This is a genomic window from Psychroflexus aurantiacus (assembly GCF_010820555.1).
GTDB lineage: Bacteria > Bacteroidota > Bacteroidia > Flavobacteriales > Flavobacteriaceae > Psychroflexus > Psychroflexus aurantiacus.
In genome coordinates this window covers 42,084-61,473 of record NZ_JAAIKD010000001.1, presented here as the reverse complement: position 1 = coordinate 61,473, position 19,390 = coordinate 42,084, and the positions used below count along the sequence as shown (strand labels likewise).

Here is a 19,390-nt window from a genome sequence, read left to right as displayed (position 1 = left end):
ATTTACCAAATCTTTTAGGACGAGACACTGGTGGTTTCGGGTTGTTTTTTGAATTTTAATTTAGCGCGAGTCACCAAATAGAACATAACCGGAACGACGATCAGGGTTAAGAAGGTCGCGAAAATTAACCCAAAGATAACAGTCCAGGCCAGGGGTCCCCAGAAAATAACATTGTCTCCACCGATATAAATATCGGGCGCATAATTTATAAAGAGTCCGAAAAAATCAACATTTAAACCGACTGCCAGCGGAATCAATCCCAATACGGTGGTGATTGCCGTAAGCAAAACCGGACGAAGACGAGACTTTCCTCCGGCAACGATTTCCTCAAAATACTGCTGCCTGGTCAGCATTTCATCATCTTCCATATCCAGTTTTTCCTTTCGGCGATCGATTAAAATCTGAGTATAATCGACCAGCACAATAGCGTTATTGACGACAATTCCTGCCAGTGAAATAATACCCATCATCGTCATAATGATGACAAAATCCATTTGAAAAATGCTCAGGCCAAAAAACACGCCACCCAGACTTAAGACTACGGCCATTAAGATGATGATAGGCTTCGAAATGGAATTGAACTGCGCCACAAGGATTAGCAGAATTCCACCAATAGCTAGCAAAAGCGCTTTGATTAAAAAGTTTAAATTCTCATCCTGTTTTTCCTGTTCACCCGTAAATTTATAACCGATACTTTCTTCCAAATCGAAATACTTTAGTTCCTGTTCCAGCTGACTTACGATTTCGTTACCATTGTAACCCCCAAGCACGTTGGAATAAATGGTAATGACACGCTTCAGGTCTTTTCTCTTGATGGCAGAAAAGGTTGAAGCGGGTTGAGTTTTTACTAAAGCAGAAATAGGTACCTGTATAATTTGCCCTTTAGTATTCCTAAAGGTGACAGGCTGGTTGAAAATCGCATTCTCATCGTACCTCAATTCTTCATTAAATCTGACATTGATTTGATAATCTTCTTCATTGGCTTTATAGGTTGAAGCCTCTTCTCCAAATACAGATCTTCTGATCACCTGTCCCACCTGGGCAGAAGAGATTCCTAGTTTTCCTGCCTTTAATTTATCGACCACCACGTCCAGTTCCGGCTTTGATTTATTGACATCAATTTTCAGTTCTTCAATTCCTTCTATGCCCGTTTCATTAATGAATTCGGACATACGCTTAGCTTCTGCCAGCATAAGATTATAGTCCTCTCCTTTGAGTTCAATATTGATAGGGTAGCCTGAAGGAGGTCCAGCCTGGTCTTTTTCTGCAATAATGGAAACCCCGGGAAATCCTTTAACGGCATCACGAACTTCCCCCAAAACCTTGCTGCTTTTCACACCCCTTCTCAGTTTGAATTCACGCATAGACAAGGTGACCTTACCTCGATTGGGCATATCATTAACCTGGCCGATACTGTTCATAGGGTTTCCAGCACCTTTTCCCACCTGGGAAATAGCAGATTCCACCATGAAGTTGTAACCGTCTTCATCTTCATATTTTTTGATAACTTCAAAAACACGCTCTTCCACTTTTTTGGTTAGGGCATTGGTTTTATGAATATTAGTGCCTTCAGGATATTCGATATAAGCCATGATTTGATTGGGCTGATTTTCAGGAAAGAATAACACTTTAGGCTGAACGACAGCCACCAAAGCAAAGGATAGAATCAAAATTCCCAGGGTTCCGAAAAAAAACAGATAAGCATTTCGTTTGCGAAGGGCATATTTTAATGATTTTTCATAGAAATTTTCTAATCTTTTAAGCGATCTGAATTGAAAAAAATAAATGGCTTTAAGCAGAAATAGCTTATAAACCCAAAGCAAAATCGAAGCTAAAATAGCCAGGTTCCCCACACCTCTTAACACCCCAATATCCAAGGCAAAACCGGCAATTAAGGAAGAAATACCAATAATCAGCAAAATCAAACTCCAGCGAATCACCTGTTTATCTTTCAGTTTATTTTCTTTTACTTTCATAAATTCTGAAGTCAGCATGGCGTTGATCACCAAAGCAACAAAAAGAGAAGAGCCGAGCACTACAGAGAGGGTGATGGGAAAATAAATCATGAATTTGCCAATGGTTCCCGGCCATAGTCCCAGAGGAAAGAAAGCCGCTAAAGTGGTTGCTGTTGAAGCAATAATAGGCCAGGCGATTTCTCCGATGCCTTGCTTTGCTGCAGCCGTTCTGCTCATGCCCTGGTCCATGAGAGAATAGACGTTTTCTACCACTACAATGCCATTGTCTACCAGCATACCAAGTCCCATCACCAGTCCAAAGAGTACCATTGTATTCAATGTAAAACCTAAGCTTGATAAAATAATAAGCGATAAAAGCATTGACATGGGTATGGCTACGCCCACAAAAAGGGCATTTCTAAGACCCAGGAAGAACATCAATACAATGATAACAAGCAGAACACCAAAGATGATATTATTCACCAGGTCATTGACCTGATTTTCGGTTTTGATGGATTGATCGTTGGATAGGCTGATGTTCAAATTATCTGGATAATAGGACGCCCTCTCCTTATCCACAATAGTTTTGATTTCTTCTATGGCCTCAATCATATTTTTGCCGGACCTTTTTTTGATGTCGAGCATCACAACAGGTTCCCCGTAATTTCTGGCAAAGGTTGATGGATCTTTGGTATGGAAATTTATATCAGCCACATCTTTTAGATAGACTTCACCACCGTCATTTTTGATGACGATGTTGTTGAGTTCATCGGGAGATTCTATTTCCCCCAAAACCCGTATTGTTTTTTCAATACCCTGGGATATAATACTACCGCCAGAAATATTTTTATTTTCATTTCGGATGGCGGTTATAACATCATTGAAGCTAACCTGCATAGCAGACATTTTGTAAATGTCCACAGCCACTTCTACTTCCTTATCGTCTATCCCTCGTATTCTGGCTTCTTTAATCTGAGGTAGAAGTTCAATTTTATCCTGAAGATGCTCGGCGTAATCCTTTAATTGCTGTTTGTTGAAATTCCCTGTAAAACTGATATTTAAAATAGGAATCTCTTCCGAAAGATTAAGGTCAAAGACATTGGGTTCTACCTTGGCACCATTATCTAAGGTAGGCCAGGTGGTTTCAGATTTGACCTGGTCTACCTTGTCTTTGATAAGTTGCTTTGCAGTCTGGACCTCTACATCCTCTTCAAACTCCACAATGACCATGGAATAGTCCTGCATGGTCGAGGAGGTGATTTCTCTTACCCCTTTTACATCCTTAAACTCTTCTTCCAGGGGTTCTGTGATGAACTTCTCTATATCTTCAACTGAAGTCCCTGGCTGTACAGAACTTATGTATATTTTGGTTTCTACAACTTCGGGGAAGTCTTCTCTCGGCATATTGTAATAAGCCATGATACCTCCAAATAAAATGATAGCAATAATGACATAAACCGTCATTTTATTGTCTATTGCCCAGGAGGAGATGCCAAATTCTTTATAGGTGTTTTTCTTTGCCATTAATTAGTTCTTTTGAAAGTTTAAAACTTTGACTTTTTCTCCTTTCTTAATCGTTCTTGCGCCTTCAGTAACGATGATGTCTGAAGCCTTCAAGCCCTCCAGGACTTCAATCTCACCCTCATAGCGTTTGCCGAGTTTCAATTCTCTGAACTGGGCAACACCCAGACTATCATTTTCCATAGCGAGTGCGAATGTAAAGGCTTGTCCCTGGGCGTTTTCTCTGAGAATATCCTCAGGAATAACGATAGCTCCGCTTGTTTTGTAATTGTTTATTTCTATAGTGGCAATGAGGTTGGGCTTTACGAATTCGATGCTGTCTGGAATAGCTACCTTTACTCTGAAGTTTCTGTTGTTTTGTGAAATATTACTGGAGACTTGCACCACTTCACTCTTAAAGGTTTTGTTGATAGCTCCAAAAGAAACCATAGCTTCACTCCCTACCTCTATACTCCCCACATAATTTTCAGGCACATTTGCACTGATATACATTTTACCTAAATTCAAAATTCTGAAAATAGGCGTTTGCCCTGGAGAAACCACCTGCCCCTGATCGGTGATGATCTCATCAATTTTCCCATTGAAAGGAGCATAAATAACTGATTTTTTAAGCTGGCTTTCTACCTGTTTTACAGAATTATTGAGTTGCTCATAAGCGGTTTCAGCTTCTAAAAACTGAATTTCAGAACCTATATTCTGGTCCCAAAGGCGTTTTTGTCTTTCAAAGCGGGTTTTAGCCAAATCTCGACGAGCTTTCAACTCTGCTAATTGATTGGAAACCCCGCCATCGTCAATTTTAGCTAATTTTTGCCCTTTTTTGACTTCCTGGCCTTCGCTGATGTAAATGTCCTGAAGATTTCCGGAGAATTCCGGGTAAATCAAAATATTTTCATCAGTTGTCGCTTCTCCTAGTATTTTGATATAATGCTTAAACGTTCTGGGCTGTAATTCCCTCGCCTCTACCAAAGCATAAGCGTAATCCTTTTCAAATTCAGATAATTTGTCATCTAATGTTTTGATCTTATTTTTCAGTTCAAGCAGAGTTGTGTTCAATGCTTTTCGCTTTTGCTCGATTTCAGCCTGCGTTCCATTTTCAAGGACTTCTTCAACTGATTTTTCCTGGGGGCCACAAGACATCAAAAAGAACAGGGAAAAAATGGGTAGATAATTCAGATATTTCATGAGTCTATTTTTCAAAATTTGTAAACGGAGTATTGATGATTTTTTCGATTTCTGCTTTAGAATTAATGATATCCAGCATGGATTGTAGTAGTTCGTTTTGTGCAGCGTAAAGCTGTTGCTGCGCCTGTCTTAGCTCAAAACTGGAAGACACACCTTCTTTAAATTTGATCTGGTTTTTATATTCTATGCGCTCGGCTAGGGCTAAATTTTTCTTGGATAACTCGTAGTTATCGACAGCAAATTCAAAATTGCTCTTAGCCGAATTTAGCTGAAGCTTGATCTGGTTGATCGCCTGGGTTTTCTGAGTTTCCGCCTTCTTCATTTCAATTTTTGCCTTTTGTGTTCTGGCACTCCGCTGAAGCGAACTGAAAATAGGAACATTCAGACTTACACCGATGGTTGAAAATTCAAACCATTCTGCTCGGGAAGAAAAGAATTCAAAATCATCACCAAAACTGGTTTGTCCGTAGTTAGCGAAAGCGGAAAGACTGGGCAAGGCTTTGCTTTTTTCAAGCTTCATTTCCAGTTCCCGTTGTTTTACCAGATTGTCGGCGATTTTAAATTGAATGGTATTCTCTATTTGAAGCTCATCGGCTAAGACCTCAGCTTCCAGAACTTCTCTATTGGCTAAATTCTCCAAATCTTCCAACAAAATCACTTCAGTTGAAACGGGTAAGCCCAGAACCATGTTCAGACTTTCCTTAGAAATAGCGCTCATACGCTGAGCATTGTTCAACTGACTTTGTAACTGCTGATAAGTGATTTGTAACTGCTCTACATCCTCTTCTTCAGCTAAGCCATTTTCATAAATCTTACGCGTTTCGTACAGATTCTCTTTAGCAGTTTTCAGGTTGTTTTCAATGATGTTTATGGAATTTTGAGTGAGCAGCACATTGCCGTAAGCACTCACCACGTCTTTCCTGACCTCCAGTTTTGTGCGCGTCTCTGCATTATCTGAATACTGCAGAAAGGTTTTAGCGGCCTGCAAAGCAACGATGTACGATCCATCAAAAATCAACTGATTCAAGGTGACGGAAGCATTCATGTTTTGCCTTGGAGAGAACTGAACGGGCACGAAGGTCCCCGGTTCGCCACCAACGATCTCACCGGGAAGTGGAGTTTGTCTTATGATGGCATTATATTCATAATTTACCGCACCATCAATTTGCGGGAGACCGTCAGCTGTGGTTTCCCATTTTTGCTTAAGCGCAATAGCGACATCGCGTCTGGCATTGATGGTCGCATAACTGCTGTCAATGGCAAAATCTATCGCTTGCTGAAGCGTAAATTCATAGCTTTTGGGTGGTTCTGCCTGTTGTGCAGATAGCCCTAAAAAGGTACATAGAAGTAAACCTAAAATCAATGTTCTCATTCTAGCAAATGTTTTTCGAGTTCGATAAGGCGTTGTAGCCCTTTGGCATCTACAATGCTGCGCAGATGGTATTTTAAAAATTCTTCGTAAAGTTCTTTAGGGCTAAGGTGGCTGTCTTTGAAGAGTTCTTCATCTTTCAAATTGAGCATGCCGGCAATATAAATTCTACAGGTAAACACCTTATGAATGTCTTTCCTGTAATAACCTTCGTCAACGCCCCGTTCAATATTTTTGCCAATGCAGTCTTCCATTTTACAAACTTGAGACTCTCGCATTTTAGCGTAAATCTTAGGATAGTATCTCTGAAACTGAAACTGTGGAGAGGTTTTTTCGTTTTTAAGGCGTTTCATCACGACGCGCTTGATCTCTATCATCTCTTCGATGGGATCAAGATTTTTCAACTGAACCAAATCAATTTCGGCATGAATGCGGTCGCGGATGAAGTAGGCAACCTGCTCAACCAGGTTTGACTTATTGGTGAAATATTCGTAAATGGTTTTTTTGGACACGCCAAGCTCCCGGGCCAGGTGGTCCATAGTGACGCTTTTGAAACCGAATTCCAAAAATAAATCGCCCGCCTTATGTAGAATATCCTCTCTCATTTCAAGCGACAAAATTAAGTACGGAAACTTTTAATACAATAAAAGTTTCCAAAGTTTCACTTTAATTTAACTTTGGAAAAGTTTATTTCTTTATTTGCCGGAAGAGAAGTGTTTTTCTCTTCTTAAGTCGGTAAGTCGTCTGTACATCAAGTTCTTAAAGGAGGTGTTCTCAATATCAGCAAACTGAGCTTCATAAATTTCGTAGTAGTGCAGTTTCCTGTCCAGGCCTTCATAAAACCTGTCTGCTGTAAGCGCCAATTCTACATAAGCCCTCTCGAACTCAGGAGATTTCTCAATCACAAGTTCAAATAATTTCATGGCCTCTTCGAGTTTGTCCTGGTTTTTTAGGGCCAAAGCTTTTGTAAAACGCTCTTCGTCCAGGCTGGTGTCTTTCAACCGGATGGCTAGTTCAGCATGTTTCTCTGCGCCAGCATAATTTTCCTGCAAGGCAAAAACCCTTGCAAGTTGATGATGGTACATGGAGTTTTTGGGTTCCATATTCACCAGGCGTTTATACATTGCAATGGATTTCTTTAGCTGATTTGTATTGGCATAGGCAATCGCCATTTTTTCTATCACGAATTTCGGCAAACTTGTTAGCTTTTGAAGCTTCTCAAACTGCTCTAAAGCCTGTTTTGATTTCCTTTGCCTATAATAAATCTGACCCAGTAAGCCGATGATTTTTTTGTTATTCGGATTAAAACTTAAAGCGGTTAAACTCGCTTGTTCAGCAAACTCATAACTTTTGATCTTAAAATAAAACTCGGCAAGTGCATAGGCAGCCTGCTGATGGGTAGGGTCGATGTCTAGAGCTTTTTTATAAAAGATATCGGCTGAGTTTTTTGTGATCTCTGCTTTGCAAAGCCCCAGCTGATAGGCGAATTCCGCATTCTCAGGATACCTGGAATGCAGTAAAGTGAGTAAACTATCCGCTTTTGTAAAATAAGCATTTTTTTTTAGTAGCCTGGCATAGGCAAACTGATGCCGGGGTTCATCCTCCCGATCTGCCAGCGACAGATGATAACTGGCGATGGCGTCTTCATCAAATGTTTTGGCCTGAAGGCTTTTGGCTTTTAAAATCTTATCCCCAAAACTTAGGGGTGGATATTTATCAAAATGGGTTAAGATGCTAGAATACTCACCCACAGCATATAAGCTGTCGAGGTCCTGAGCATAAATGAATTGTGCACCCAAAACCAGGTGCACAATGAACAAGATGAATTTGACCATAGTTTTATTCATTTGGAACATTAAATGTTAAGGGTATGGCATAAAGTACACCCACCTTTTCGCCCTCATGTTCGCCGGGCTTCATCTCTGGTAACTCTTTTATAACGCGTTCGCCTTCTGTTTGAAGATCTGGATGCGGAGCTCTTGCTCTTACATCAACGATCTTGCCTGTCTTATCAATTTTAAATTGCACATAGACTCGGTTAACACCTGTGAGCCCCAGTGTTTTTGCCAGACCGGTATCAAAGTTTTCGTTTACAAACTGGCTCACCTTTATGCTCATGCATTCTTTGCGTTCATCATTGCTGCCTAGACCTCCGCAACCCGGGAAGACGGGCACACTTTCGATCACAGCAAAGGGAACATCGCTTAGTTTAGCCTTTGTCTTTTCAATTTTTGTAATCTTGGTCATCGGAACCTGATTTTCATTCTCTTCAGGGCTGTCTCCATACATCTGAAAAGTTATAGGTAAGGAATAAAGCACGCCCACCTTTTCACCTTTTTGCTTGCCAGGTTGCATTTCGGGGAGTTTGCTAATAACACGTTCGCCTTCGGCCTGAAGATCCGGGTGTGGCGCCCTTGCTCTTACATCAACGATCTTACCTGTCTTATCAATTTTAAATTGGACATAGACCCGGTTAACACCTGTAAGTTCCAGTGTTTTTGCCAGACCGGTATCAAAATTTTCATTTACAAACTGGCTGATCTTTTTACTCATGCATTCTTTACGCTCTTTGTTCGTAGCTAAACCCTCACAGCCCGGAAAGACGGGTACACTTTCGATCACAGCAAAGGGAACATCGCCTGTTTTACTGGCTGTTCCTTCAGTTTCTTGGTTGAGTTTCTGGAGTTCTTCCTGTGTTTCGTCCTTACAGGCCGTGTAGGTCAGCATCAGACCTAGCAGTGGCAAAATCAGCAGATATTTTAAAAAGTTTTGTGGTCTTGAGTTTTTCTTTTGCAACATCATAAGGCGTTGTTTTAATTGGGAGTGCTTAAAAAATGAATGTGAAAATTCCAAATTCTTCGTACCGAAAGCCTGGTTGAGCAGGCTTTGGGCGTAATCTCTTTTATTTAAATCTTTGGAAGCAACCGCATCGGCCTGGAGTTCATGTACCAGGACCAGTTCGCGCTTTAGCCAATGGTGAGCGGGACTCAGCCAAAACAGCATGCGCAGAAATTCAGTAAAAAATAAGTCCAGCGCATGATTGGAGCGGGCATGTTCCAGTTCGTGGGCCACCACTTTTGCGCGCTGAGTTTCCGGGATTTTGTCGCCCACAAATATGGATTTCCAAAAGGTGAACGCATTTTCAGAAGCTTCCAGTTTATAGCACTGTACCTTATGTATATAACATTCAAAACGCGCTTTTGTCGTTAGTTGTTTTAATTTCCAGTAACCTATACTGAATTTAATAGCGAAAAAACTGATGCCTGTAAGATAAATAAGCTTTAGCACAGCATCCAGACTCCATATCGGCGTCTGGGCTTCAGGAATTGCAACTGAAGCGTTTAAGTTCACTTCTTCACTCATCATGAAATAAGATTGAAGCTGAGCAACCGCAGGATTGCTACTTTCTTCCGTTCCAAAATTGAGTGCCAGAAAACTGAGATCGAGCAGGGGAATGATAAACGAAAGCAACGCAGTCACAAGCAGGTAGGCTCTGTTCTGCGCGTAAAAGGTCTCGTTTTTAAAGAGCAGATACAGCACTAGAAAGCAGGTCTGGAAAAGAATAACATCTAGAATATACCACCACATTAGTCCTGAGTTTTATCGAGTTCTTTTAAAATGCTTTCCAAATCTTTGGCACTCATGTTTTTCTCCTTTACAAAAAAGGAAACCATGTTTTTGAAGGAGCCTTCAAAATACGAGTTGACCATCTTCTTCATCGTGGCTTTTTGGTAAGTGTCCTTATCGATCAGTGCAAAATACTTAAAGCCTCTGCCTGCCTTTTCATGACCTACAAAGCCTTTGTCTTCAAGAATTCTGACGATAGTGGAGGTGGTGTTGTAGGCAGGTTTGGGCTCAGGCATATCGTCTATGATTTCTGCAACCCGCGATTTTCCCTTTTGCCATAACAGCTGCATCACTTCTTCTTCGGCTCGTGTTAATTGTCTCATGGTCTTTAATTTATGTGACCAATTTAAACTAAAATAATAGTTTAACTATAATGATAGTTGTTAAAGTTTTGGTTTTTTAAATAAATCTCGTGTTTTAAGTTCGAGCCTTTTTGTTCATCAAGACAGGCTCAGTCGGGAACCATTTATATTTTTACAAATCATTAGTTTTACATCAAAAAGAAATTATGGCTGTTATATACCAAGTGGATGCCTTTACAGATGAGCTTTTCAAAGGCAACCCGGCAGGAGTGATGTTACTGGATAATGAGTTCCTGGAAGAAGAGCTGATGCTGAATATCGTGAAGGAAATGAATGTGTCGGAGGTGGCTTTTGTTTTGCCCAAAGCAAATCACTTTGCGATTCGGTTTTTTACCCCTAAAGCTGAAGTGCCGCTTTGCGGACACGCCACCTTATCGGCTGCTCACATTCTGTATGAACTGGGTCAGGTTTCAAAACAGGAAGCTATAGTCTTTCAGGCGCCCAAAGATCAGTTAGAAATCAGCTTTACCGCTGAGGGCTATCGGATGAAGTTTCCGGAATATAGCTTGGATAAAATAGCGATTACCAATTACACTAAGGCTTTACATCTTCAGGTGAATAAGGCTTTTGAAGTCACCAACGACTGGACCATGCTGGTTTTGGAATCTGAAGAGGAACTGGCCAATTTCAAGCCAGATGCCAGACTGCTTCAAAGTTTAGGTCTGGGACAAAGCATTTTTACAGCAAAATCAACCTCAGAAGAAAGAGATATCGTGTGTAGATGTTTTGTACCTAATCTTAATATTTTGGAAGATCCTGTAACAGGTTCTGCGCATTGTGCGCTTGGGGTTTACTGGGCTGAGGTTTTAGACAAAACCTCTTTAAAGTCAGAGCAGATTTCGGAGCGTAAAGGTCAGCTGCAGTTGGAAATGAAAAACGAAAGCGTCTATATCTTAGGTCAGGCCAAAACGGTTTTTAAGGCCGAGTTTTATTTGTAAAGCTCATGACGGTCTGTCCTCTGTGAACTTTGTGATTCTGTGGTTCTATTCACCACGAAGACACGTAGAACACAGAGGTAATGCTGACAGCTTTTTATTTATAAACCGACCGCCAGTACACTTTTTGATAACTGCGTTCAACCACCCGGTGAATCAGGCGGTCCAGGAAATCCTCATGAGCCATCAGACGCTGAATTTCATGTTCATGAATGTCGATTCTGTAAAGCAGATGAATAAAGCTCGAGGTTTTCTGATGCATAAGTTCAGAAAAAATAGGGTTTAAACCTTTCCACAATTCTTCCGGAGTGATATTGGTGTGCAATTCAATTTCGGTAAGACCGACAAGAGCCAAATCTTTATTCAGCTGCAAAATCAACTGCTCCCAGATTTGAGCATGCTTTTCCGGTTGGGCGGTAATCGTGGAAAGGTGTTGAGGAATGCTCATTTACATATCGCGATTCATAAGGTTAGTCCCAAAGGCCTTAAGGAATGTTTTTCCTTTTTCAGACACGGGCATGTGGTCCAGGTGTTTGAAGGCGTCTTCGGTATAGGCTTTTATTTTTTCGGTGGTCGCTGCCCTGGCACCGGAATCTTCGAAAATCTGTCTGGCAGTTTCAATTTTGCTTAACGGCTCTTCAGGGGAGATGGTATACAAATGCCTGAGCTGGTCTGCACTGCTGGAATCTGCAAGCTCAAGCGCTTTAAGGTACAGGTAAGTTTTTTTGTTTTCAATGATATCACCACCGATTTGTTTTCCAAACACAGCCTGGTCTCCGAAGGTATCCAGAAAATCGTCCTGAATCTGAAAGGCGATCCCCAGCAATCTTCCAAACTCATAAATGGTATCCTGAACCTCTTCAGAAGCATCGCTCACAATGGCTCCCATTTTTAAGGCTGCCCCCACCAGTACAGCGGTTTTGAATTCAATCATTTTCAGATATTCCGCGATGGTGACGTCGTCGCGTTCTTCAAAATCAACATCGTATTGCTGGCCTTCGCAAACCTCAATGGAGGTTTTGGAAAAGAGCTTGACCAGGGGTTTGAAATGCTCTGCAGGATAATTTTCAAAAAGCTGATAGGCATTGATGAGCATGGCATCTCCCGATAAAATTCCGGTGTTGATATCCCATTTTTCGTGGACGGTTTGCTTACCTCTTCGCAGGGGAGCATCGTCCATAATATCATCATGGACTAAAGAAAAATTGTGAAAAATTTCTATAGCTAAAGCAGCATCCAACGCTTTTTCACGACCACCTCCAAAGATATCGGCACTCATCAAAACCAGGACAGGTCTCAGGCGTTTACCGCCGAGCTGTAAAATATATTCTATGGGTTCGTATAGGTTTCTGGGTTCTCTTTGAGGCAGCTGAGCCTTCATATAAGACAGAAAATAGGTTTTATAAGCGTCGAGGTCTAACATCAATTTTTTTTTTGCTAAAATAAATCATTACAGGAATCTATCTCCTTTTTTTGAAAATTGTTATGGTCTGTCTTTCAAATATATTCAGTAAGACTCGAAATTTGAAGCGCAGCGAACTGAAATTTGACCCGGCTTGGAGGTGAGTGTAGCAGACCTAAACGCACGATACAACTTCTTGAAATCTACAGAAAAGTTGCAGGCGACCGCTTATGAAGCCAGCCAAAGCATTTTAAAAGCCAAAGAAACAGCGGATCACTATATTCAGTGGATGGAGGAAAAAGATAAAAAGGCCTTTAAAGACCAAATTAAAGCGAGCAAAGCGATTAAAGATTCTTTAGAGGTATTGCTTGAGCCCCTGGTAGGCGAAGACTTTAGCGATAAGCAGGGCATCATAAGAACACCGGTTCCGGATATTGGCGATAGAATAGGTAATGCGTATAATTATACAGCAGCTAGTTTCGATAAACCAGGAGATACCCAGGAACGTTTGAAAAAGCAGGCCGAAGAAGCTTTAAGGCCTGCTATTTAAGCTTTGAATAAATTCTTTGCTGAAGACTGGAAGGCTTATCAGGAAGCTATAAGCAAACTGGATCTTTCCCTTTTTGATAACTATGAAACCATTGAAGTCAAGGGAGGATGTAAATCAAACAAATAAGTCAGGACAAAAGACACAGCAATCATTCGCTGTGTCTTTACCATTTCATTTAAATCCACTTCAACTGTAAAAACTTAAGAATACACAGAACTTTTTTATGAGGTTATACGGATTCTACTTGATTTACATTGACCTAGAAAGGCTATTTTATTGACCTTGGTTTATGAGGAAATTGAGGTCAGTTGCCAAATTGGGATAAGCCATTTGTTTAATAATTAAACGGATACCTCTTCAATCTTAATAATGCGGCATACAGATTTTTAGCACTATGATTTATAGGCAAGTCTATCTATTTGGCTATAAAATTAAGTGAAAAGTGACTAGATTTAGCTAGAAATCGTAATTTTGTCTTACACATTACAAGATGTAAGCTTAATATGGACAAATATTCTTTTTTGAATGCGATGCACCCATCGCAGTTAGCAGATCTCTATAACCAATATTTACAAAATCCAGATGCCATAGAACCAAGTATGCGAGCCTTTTTTCAAGGTTTTGATTTTGGTCTGGAATCTGGTTTTGAAGGAGAGTCTTTGGATGGCTCCAAAACAGTGACCTTAAAAGACAGTGAGACCAAAGAAACCGAAAAGGTTCAGGTGAGAGAAAATGTCCAGAAAGAATTTCAGGTGGTCAATCTTATTGATGGCTACAGACACCGGGGTCATTTATTTACCAAAACGAATCCCGTAAGAGAACGCAGGAAATATTCACCAAAGCTGCATATCGAAAACTTTGGATTATCAAAATCAGATTTGGATCGAGAGTTTGAAGCCGGTGAAATAATCGGTATTGGAAAAGCTACGCTTCAGGAAATTATCGATTTCCTGGAAAATGTGTTTTGTGACTCCATCGGTGTAGAATATGCTTATATCCGCAAGCCGGAGGAGGTGAAGTGGATTCAGGACCATATTTACAAAAACCGAAACAAAACCGATTTCTCTGAAGATCAGAAAAAAAATATTTTACGCCGACTCAATGAAGCGGTCACTTTTGAAAGTTTCCTGCATAAAAGTTATGTTGGGCAAAAACGCTTTTCTCTGGAAGGAAACGAATCCCTGATTCCTGCTTTGGATGCACTTATTGAAGGAGCAGCAGACGTAGGGGTAAAAGAGTTTGTCATGGGTATGGCTCACCGAGGACGTCTCAATACCTTAGTGAACATATTCGGAAAAAGTGCTAAAGACATCTTTAACGAATTTGAAGGTAAGGATTACGATATAGAAGGATTTGATGGTGATGTGAAGTACCATTTAGGCTGGACATCCAGTCGTAAAACGGATTCAGGAAAGGAAATAAACCTGAATCTGGCACCAAACCCTTCTCATCTGGAAACCGTAAGCGCCGTTGTTCAGGGAATTGCAAGAGCCAAACAGGATGATCATCATCTTGGCGAAGAGCAGAATGTCCTTCCTATTGTCGTCCATGGAGATGCTGCTATTGCAGGTCAGGGTATTGCCTATGAAATTGTGCAAATGGCACAGCTTGACGGTTATAAAACCATGGGAACTATTCATATTGTTGTTAACAACCAGATTGGCTTTACCACCAACTATACTGATGGCCGCTCCTCTACCTACTGTACAGATGTGGCCAAGGTGACATTATCTCCTGTGCTTCATGTGAATGCAGATGATGCCGAGGCGGTTGTTCATGCTATGAAATTTGCCTTGCAGTACAGAATGGAGTTTGGCAAGGATGTGTTTATCGATTTGCTGGGTTACCGTAAATATGGACATAACGAAGGGGATGAACCAAGATTTACACAGCCTCAGCTCTATAAAGCCATTTCAGAACATAAAAATCCAAGAGATATTTATGCAAACCGATTGATAGAGGAAGGCATTATCAATGAAGATTATCTGGATGAACTAGAAGAAAAGATAAAAACCAAACTCAACGAAGAGTACGAAGTTTCCAAAAAAGAAGAAAAGTCTGTAGTGACCAAAATCCTTCAGGAAGAATGGGAAGGATTTGAGTATGCAGACAAGGAAAAAATGCTCGAACCCGTCGATACCACTTTTGACCTGGATAAATTATCTAAACTAGCAGAATCTCTAACGACTCTGCCTGAGGATAAGAAATTCATGAAAAAAGTGAACAAACTCATGAAGTCTCAACATGAAAAATTCTTTGAAAAGAATCAGCTGGATTGGCCGTTGGGTGAACTTTTGGCCTATGCTACGCTTCTGGATGAAGGGCATAATGTACGTATCACCGGACAAGATGTAGAGCGAGGGACTTTCTCTCACAGGCATGCGGTGATTAAAACTGAAAATAATGAGGAAGAGTATGTGCCTCATAATAATCTGAATAAAGATCAGGGTCATTTTTATATTTACAATTCACTGCTTTCAGAATATGCAGTCGTAGGCTTTGACTATGGTTATGCCATGGCCAATCCAAATACACTCACAATCTGGGAAGCGCAATTCGGAGACTTTAGCAACGGTGCGCAAATCATGATAGACCAGTACATTTCTTCAGCAGAGGATAAATGGAAAACCCAGAATGGTCTTATTTTATTGCTTCCGCATGGTTATGAAGGCCAGGGCTCTGAACATTCTTCAGCCAGAATGGAAAGATATCTTCAGTTATGTGCCAAGGACAATATGTTTGTAGCCAACTGTACAACGCCTGCGAATTACTTTCACTTGCTGAGAAGACAACTCAAAACCAACTATAGAAAGCCCTTAATCGTCTTTACACCAAAGAGCCTGTTAAGACATGCTGAGGTGGTCTCCCCAAAAGAAGACCTTGCCGAGGGAAGCTTCCAGACCGTCATCGACGATCCCAATGCAAAAGTGAAAGACATTAAAACCCTGGTGTTCTGTTCCGGAAAATTCTACTACGACTTGAAAAAAAGGCGAGAAGAAGAAGAGAGAAACGATATGGCCCTGGTTAGACTCGAGCAGTTATTTCCATTGCCGGAAGACGCGTTGAATAAGATTATCAAGAAGTATAAAAATGCTGAGGATATCGTTTGGGCTCAGGAGGAACCTAGAAATATGGGTGCTTACTCCCACTTGCTGTTACAATATGATAAAGCCAAAGACTTTAGAGTGTGCAGCAGACGTTTTTATGGTTCTCCCGCAGCAGGTAGTCAGGCTAGATTCAAGAAAAGACATGAAGGCGTGATCGACTATGTATTCGATCCGTCAAAAAACAATAATATAAAAGATTATAAAAGTAAAAATTAAGACACGAAACACATAATATTATGGCTTTAGAAATGAAAGTCCCTTCACCGGGAGAGTCAATTAGCGAAGTTGAAATCGCAGAATGGTTAGTAAAAGACGGTGACTACGTAGAAAAAGATCAGGCGGTCGCTGAAGTGGATAGCGACAAAGCAACTTTGGAATTGCCAGCCGAAGCTTCGGGTATTATTACGCTTAAAGCTGAAGAAGGCGATGTGGTCCAGGTTGGAGAAGTCGTCTGCTTAATTGATACCGATGCTGAAAAGCCATCAGACGGTGACGATAAAAAAGAGGAATCCAAGTCTAAGGAATCTTCAGAAGATAAAAAATCGGAGGATAAAAAAGAAAAAGAAGACAAATCTTCTTCAAAAGATCAGGACAAATCCTCCAAAGACAAAGACGATAAGTCGTCTTCAAAAGAAAAAGAGGAGAAAGATAAAAAGTCATCTTCAGATGCTGATCAATCTTACGCTTCGGGTAGCCCGTCTCCGGCAGCCAAGAAAACCCTGGATGAAAAAGGAATCGATCCTAAAGACGTCAAAGGCACAGGCAGAGATGGCAGAATTACAAAAGAAGATGCCGTGAATGCAGAGGCAAAACCTTCCATGGGGTCGCCTGGTCCGGGCAAACGCAGCGAGTCCAGAAGCAAGATGTCTATGTTGCGAAGAAAAGTAGCAGAGCGTCTGGTGAGTGCCAAGAATGAAACGGCTATGCTGACGACCTTCAATGAAGTCAACATGCAGCCTATCTTCGATTTGAGATCTCAGTACAAGGAAAAATTCAAAGAAACCCATGGGGTAAGTCTTGGATTTATGTCCTTCTTCACCTTGGCTGTGGTTCGCGCTTTGGATAAATTCCCGGCTGTAAACTCTATGGTGGATGGAAAAGAAATGATCACTTACGATTATAAAGACATTAGTATCGCCGTATCCGGACCGAAAGGCTTGATGGTGCCGGTGATGAGAAATGCAGAGAATCTTGGTTTCAGAGGCGTTGAGCAGGAAGTAAAACGTCTGGCCACGCGTGCCAGAGACGGAAAAATCACTGTGGATGAAATGACAGGAGGAACCTTCACCATTTCCAATGGAGGGGTCTTCGGCTCTATGCTATCCACACCCATCATCAACCCACCACAAAGTGGTATCCTGGGGATGCACAACATTGTGGAACGCCCTGTGGCTATCGACGGTAAAGTAGAGATCCGTCCGATCATGTATGTGGCGCTGTCTTATGACCATAGAATTATCGATGGTAAAGAATCCGTAGGGTTTTTGGTCGCTGTAAAAGAAGCCCTGGAAGATCCAAAAGAACTCCTGATGAATGGTGATGTAGAAAAAGCTTTGGAGCTTTAGTCAGTCAGGCTTTCTATTGAATTTATAACCCTGAAGTTTCAAAGCTTCAGGGTTTTTTTTATGTTGAATTTGCTCTCGTTGTCTTTAGTGGGTTTTGATACATTGCCTAGAGGTTTGAGTTAACTTTCAAGCTCCAGCTTGGCAGGATGAGTTCTAAAGCTGAGGTCTAAGCTTTATCCTTTAGAAATAAAAACAGTTATTTAAATCGCCCATTCCTAAAGAGTAACTGTTGAAAATAAAAGTGTATTTTTAAGCTTGTGTATCCCAAGAACTTCTAATAATGCAAACACGAATAGAAATTCCAAAGCCCTGTCATCAAAACTGGAATAAAATGGATACGCATGAAAATGGCAAGTTTTGTGAGCGATGTCAAAAAGATGTCAAAGACTTTACTTCGAGTTCTAGACACACAATACTGGAGTTTGTAGGAAGAGAACAAAACGTTTGTGGTCGATTCACCCCTGATCAGCTCAAAGGAAACTACTCAGATACAAGTTTTAAGGCGTCTTTATTTCCCAAATTAGCATTTATAGTAGGTATTGGTTCGATTTTAGGATTTTCTGAACCTATCCAGGCAAAAACTATCATTCCAAAAACTGAGATAACAGTTTTGAAGAAGTGGCACAGTGTTTTGCCTGAGAAGGATGTAGACTCTATTATCATTAAGGGTACTGTGTACGATACAGAAGGGCTTGTACTGCCGGGAGTAAATGTTATACTTAAAGATACCCATGTTGGAACTCAAACTGATTTTGATGGTAAATTTTCACTTACTATATCAACTCAAAAACTGAAAAATGAAAATTATTTAAGTTTTTCTTATGTTGGTTTTGAAGCTCAAGATTATCGTTTTTATGGACAGAATAAGCAACTTAGTATCACTATGGAACTTGGTAGTGCATTGATGGGAGAGGGAGAGGTTGTTATCGTAAGAAATCAAAGTATTTTTAAAAGGATTGGTCTTTTTTTCAGAAGATTATTTAAATGAAAAGGATTCAGTTTTATTAGGTATGCATTTAAATTAAATATAAAATTATGGCTCACGGAAGTTTATCTCATTTTAAAGCGACCTTAGCTAGGAAAGCAGAGCGCAATCAAAAACGGCAGGCGAGATCAGACAGGCAATCAAAGTTTAGAACCTCAGGATCCAAAACTGAATTTAATTCAACGACATTATCAGAATCTGAGCTAAAAGAAATAAAAGCGGATATCCGAAATAAAATGAAGTTGGAAAAGAAAAAACAACTGAAAAGAATTCTTATAGTCATGGCTGTTCTGACTTCTATTCTTTTGTTCTCTTTTTTCAAATTTAGCTAAAAAAGAAACCTTGTATAAAGGAATTAACCTCTACCTACTTCAAATACAAATAATCGGTTTTATAGTCAATCACGGCCTTGCCTTTTTTAAGAATATCGGCCCCGATGATGCCGTGCACCAGCTCAGCATCGTGATCGCTCAGCGCTTTGTTGACGTGAGACAAGTCGAATAAAATCAAATCCACCTTCTTTTTGGTCCATTTGCCGATAGTCACTTTATTGTTGGTAGACGCTCGGGTGAGCATATTGGTGGCGCCTGCTCCAGCGGCTTTGATGTTGCTGTCTTCAGAAAACAAGTTGAAGTGATCTGCATACGTAAAATCGATGCAGGAACTCGAGGCACCGGTATCTATGATAAAACTGCCCTCCACACCATTTATAGTCACTTTGCACTCGTAATGATTAGTCTCTGTGCTATTCATTTTTAAGGCTTTGTATTTTTTTTCTTTCAGAAAGGATTTTAAGGATGACATTTATCGGATTTTCGGCAAATATAAAG

The 19,390-nt window shown here is 40.6% G+C and carries 17 protein-coding genes; 7 read left to right on the top strand and 10 right to left on the bottom strand.

The window, feature by feature from the left end; genetic code table 11:
* Nucleotides 1-14: 14 nt before the first annotated feature.
* From G3567_RS00300 to G3567_RS00270, 7 genes are all read right to left on the bottom strand, one after another.
* Complete coding sequence (locus G3567_RS00300) at nt 15-3,479, bottom strand: efflux RND transporter permease subunit (RefSeq protein ID WP_164003184.1); 3,465 nt, start codon at nt 3,477-3,479, stop codon at nt 15-17.
* A gap of 3 nt (nt 3,480-3,482) precedes the next feature.
* Nucleotides 3,483-4,658 (bottom strand): efflux RND transporter periplasmic adaptor subunit, encoded by a 1,176-nt coding sequence (locus G3567_RS00295; RefSeq protein ID WP_164003183.1) that lies wholly within the window; start codon nt 4,656-4,658, stop codon nt 3,483-3,485.
* A gap of 4 nt (nt 4,659-4,662) precedes the next feature.
* The gene (locus G3567_RS00290; RefSeq protein ID WP_164003182.1) at nt 4,663-6,030 is read right to left on the bottom strand and encodes a TolC family protein; all 1,368 of its coding nucleotides are present in this window, start codon (nt 6,028-6,030) and stop codon (nt 4,663-4,665) included.
* Nucleotides 6,027-6,632, bottom strand: a complete 606-nt coding sequence (locus G3567_RS00285) for a TetR/AcrR family transcriptional regulator (protein ID WP_164003181.1) — start codon at nt 6,630-6,632, stop codon at nt 6,027-6,029. Before G3567_RS00285 ends, G3567_RS00290 begins: the two co-directional genes overlap by 4 nt.
* 90 nt (nt 6,633-6,722) lie before the next feature.
* On the bottom strand, nt 6,723-7,862 hold the full coding sequence (locus G3567_RS00280; RefSeq protein WP_164003180.1) for a tetratricopeptide repeat protein: 1,140 nt from the start codon (nt 7,860-7,862) through the stop codon (nt 6,723-6,725).
* 4 nt (nt 7,863-7,866) lie between these two features.
* Entirely contained in the window at nt 7,867-9,615 is a 1,749-nt protein-coding gene (locus G3567_RS00275; RefSeq protein ID WP_235923409.1) for a M56 family metallopeptidase, read from the bottom strand.
* Complete coding sequence (locus G3567_RS00270) at nt 9,615-9,977, bottom strand: BlaI/MecI/CopY family transcriptional regulator (RefSeq protein WP_164003179.1); 363 nt, start codon at nt 9,975-9,977, stop codon at nt 9,615-9,617. Before G3567_RS00270 ends, G3567_RS00275 begins: the two co-directional genes overlap by 1 nt.
* 185 nt (nt 9,978-10,162) lie before the next feature.
* On the opposite strand from G3567_RS00270, the gene G3567_RS00265 reads away from it, so the two are divergent.
* On the top strand, nt 10,163-10,954 hold the full coding sequence (locus G3567_RS00265; protein WP_164003178.1) for a PhzF family phenazine biosynthesis protein: 792 nt from the start codon (nt 10,163-10,165) through the stop codon (nt 10,952-10,954).
* Between the two features lie 94 nt (nt 10,955-11,048).
* Here the strand turns inward: G3567_RS00265 and G3567_RS00260 are convergent, their stop codons facing one another.
* Together G3567_RS00260 and G3567_RS00255 are read right to left on the bottom strand one after the other, a co-directional pair.
* A complete protein-coding gene (locus G3567_RS00260; protein WP_164003177.1) occupies nt 11,049-11,399 on the bottom strand; it encodes a hypothetical protein in 351 nt (116 codons plus the stop codon).
* Entirely contained in the window at nt 11,400-12,374 is a 975-nt protein-coding gene (locus tag G3567_RS00255; protein ID WP_164003176.1) for a polyprenyl synthetase family protein, read from the bottom strand. It abuts the gene before it with no gap.
* Between the two features lie 175 nt (nt 12,375-12,549).
* On the opposite strand from G3567_RS00255, the gene G3567_RS00250 reads away from it, so the two are divergent.
* The 6 genes from G3567_RS00250 to G3567_RS00230 all read left to right on the top strand — a co-directional run bounded on the left by G3567_RS00250 (nt 12,550) and on the right by G3567_RS00230 (nt 18,892).
* The gene (locus G3567_RS00250; protein ID WP_164003175.1) at nt 12,550-12,903 is read left to right on the top strand and encodes a hypothetical protein; all 354 of its coding nucleotides are present in this window, start codon (nt 12,550-12,552) and stop codon (nt 12,901-12,903) included.
* 3 nt (nt 12,904-12,906) lie between these two features.
* Nucleotides 12,907-13,029: a hypothetical protein gene (locus G3567_RS13510; RefSeq protein WP_262887099.1), complete on the top strand. Its 123-nt coding sequence runs from the start codon at nt 12,907-12,909 to the stop codon at nt 13,027-13,029.
* A gap of 377 nt (nt 13,030-13,406) precedes the next feature.
* Nucleotides 13,407-16,226, top strand: a complete 2,820-nt coding sequence (locus G3567_RS00245) for a 2-oxoglutarate dehydrogenase E1 component (RefSeq protein ID WP_164003174.1) — start codon at nt 13,407-13,409, stop codon at nt 16,224-16,226.
* A gap of 20 nt (nt 16,227-16,246) precedes the next feature.
* A complete protein-coding gene (gene odhB / locus G3567_RS00240; protein ID WP_164003173.1) occupies nt 16,247-17,575 on the top strand; it encodes a 2-oxoglutarate dehydrogenase complex dihydrolipoyllysine-residue succinyltransferase in 1,329 nt (442 codons plus the stop codon).
* 331 nt (nt 17,576-17,906) lie between these two features.
* On the top strand, nt 17,907-18,563 hold the full coding sequence (locus tag G3567_RS00235) for a carboxypeptidase-like regulatory domain-containing protein (RefSeq protein ID WP_164003172.1): 657 nt from the start codon (nt 17,907-17,909) through the stop codon (nt 18,561-18,563).
* Nucleotides 18,564-18,610: 47 nt separating this feature from the next.
* The gene (locus tag G3567_RS00230) at nt 18,611-18,892 is read left to right on the top strand and encodes a hypothetical protein (RefSeq protein WP_164003171.1); all 282 of its coding nucleotides are present in this window, start codon (nt 18,611-18,613) and stop codon (nt 18,890-18,892) included.
* 34 nt (nt 18,893-18,926) lie between these two features.
* Here G3567_RS00230 and G3567_RS00225 read toward each other — a convergent pair whose 3' ends face one another.
* A complete protein-coding gene (locus G3567_RS00225) occupies nt 18,927-19,364 on the bottom strand; it encodes a retropepsin-like aspartic protease (protein ID WP_164003170.1) in 438 nt (145 codons plus the stop codon).
* Nucleotides 19,365-19,390 lie beyond the last annotated feature (26 nt).

Bases quoted from the DNA above. Each gene is read 5' to 3' on its own strand.
- G3567_RS00300 (WP_164003184.1), bottom strand. From the start codon at position 3,479: ATGGCAAAGAAAAACACCTATAAAGAATTTGGCATCTCCTCCTGGGCA.
- G3567_RS00295 (WP_164003183.1), bottom strand. From the start codon at position 4,658: ATGAAATATCTGAATTATCTACCCATTTTTTCCCTGTTCTTTTTGATG.
- G3567_RS00290 (WP_164003182.1), bottom strand. From the start codon at position 6,030: ATGAGAACATTGATTTTAGGTTTACTTCTATGTACCTTTTTAGGGCTA.
- G3567_RS00285 (WP_164003181.1), bottom strand. From the start codon at position 6,632: ATGAGAGAGGATATTCTACATAAGGCGGGCGATTTATTTTTGGAATTC.
- G3567_RS00280 (WP_164003180.1), bottom strand. From the start codon at position 7,862: ATGGTCAAATTCATCTTGTTCATTGTGCACCTGGTTTTGGGTGCACAA.
- G3567_RS00275 (WP_235923409.1), bottom strand. From the start codon at position 9,615: ATGTGGTGGTATATTCTAGATGTTATTCTTTTCCAGACCTGCTTTCTA.
- G3567_RS00270 (WP_164003179.1), bottom strand. From the start codon at position 9,977: ATGAGACAATTAACACGAGCCGAAGAAGAAGTGATGCAGCTGTTATGG.
- G3567_RS00265 (WP_164003178.1), top strand. From the start codon at position 10,163: ATGGCTGTTATATACCAAGTGGATGCCTTTACAGATGAGCTTTTCAAA.
- G3567_RS00260 (WP_164003177.1), bottom strand. From the start codon at position 11,399: ATGAGCATTCCTCAACACCTTTCCACGATTACCGCCCAACCGGAAAAG.
- G3567_RS00255 (WP_164003176.1), bottom strand. From the start codon at position 12,374: ATGTTAGACCTCGACGCTTATAAAACCTATTTTCTGTCTTATATGAAG.
- G3567_RS00245 (WP_164003174.1), top strand. From the start codon at position 13,407: ATGGACAAATATTCTTTTTTGAATGCGATGCACCCATCGCAGTTAGCA.
- odhB (WP_164003173.1), top strand. From the start codon at position 16,247: ATGGCTTTAGAAATGAAAGTCCCTTCACCGGGAGAGTCAATTAGCGAA.
- G3567_RS00235 (WP_164003172.1), top strand. From the start codon at position 17,907: ATGGATACGCATGAAAATGGCAAGTTTTGTGAGCGATGTCAAAAAGAT.
- G3567_RS00230 (WP_164003171.1), top strand. From the start codon at position 18,611: ATGGCTCACGGAAGTTTATCTCATTTTAAAGCGACCTTAGCTAGGAAA.
- G3567_RS00225 (WP_164003170.1), bottom strand. From the start codon at position 19,364: ATGTCATCCTTAAAATCCTTTCTGAAAGAAAAAAAATACAAAGCCTTA.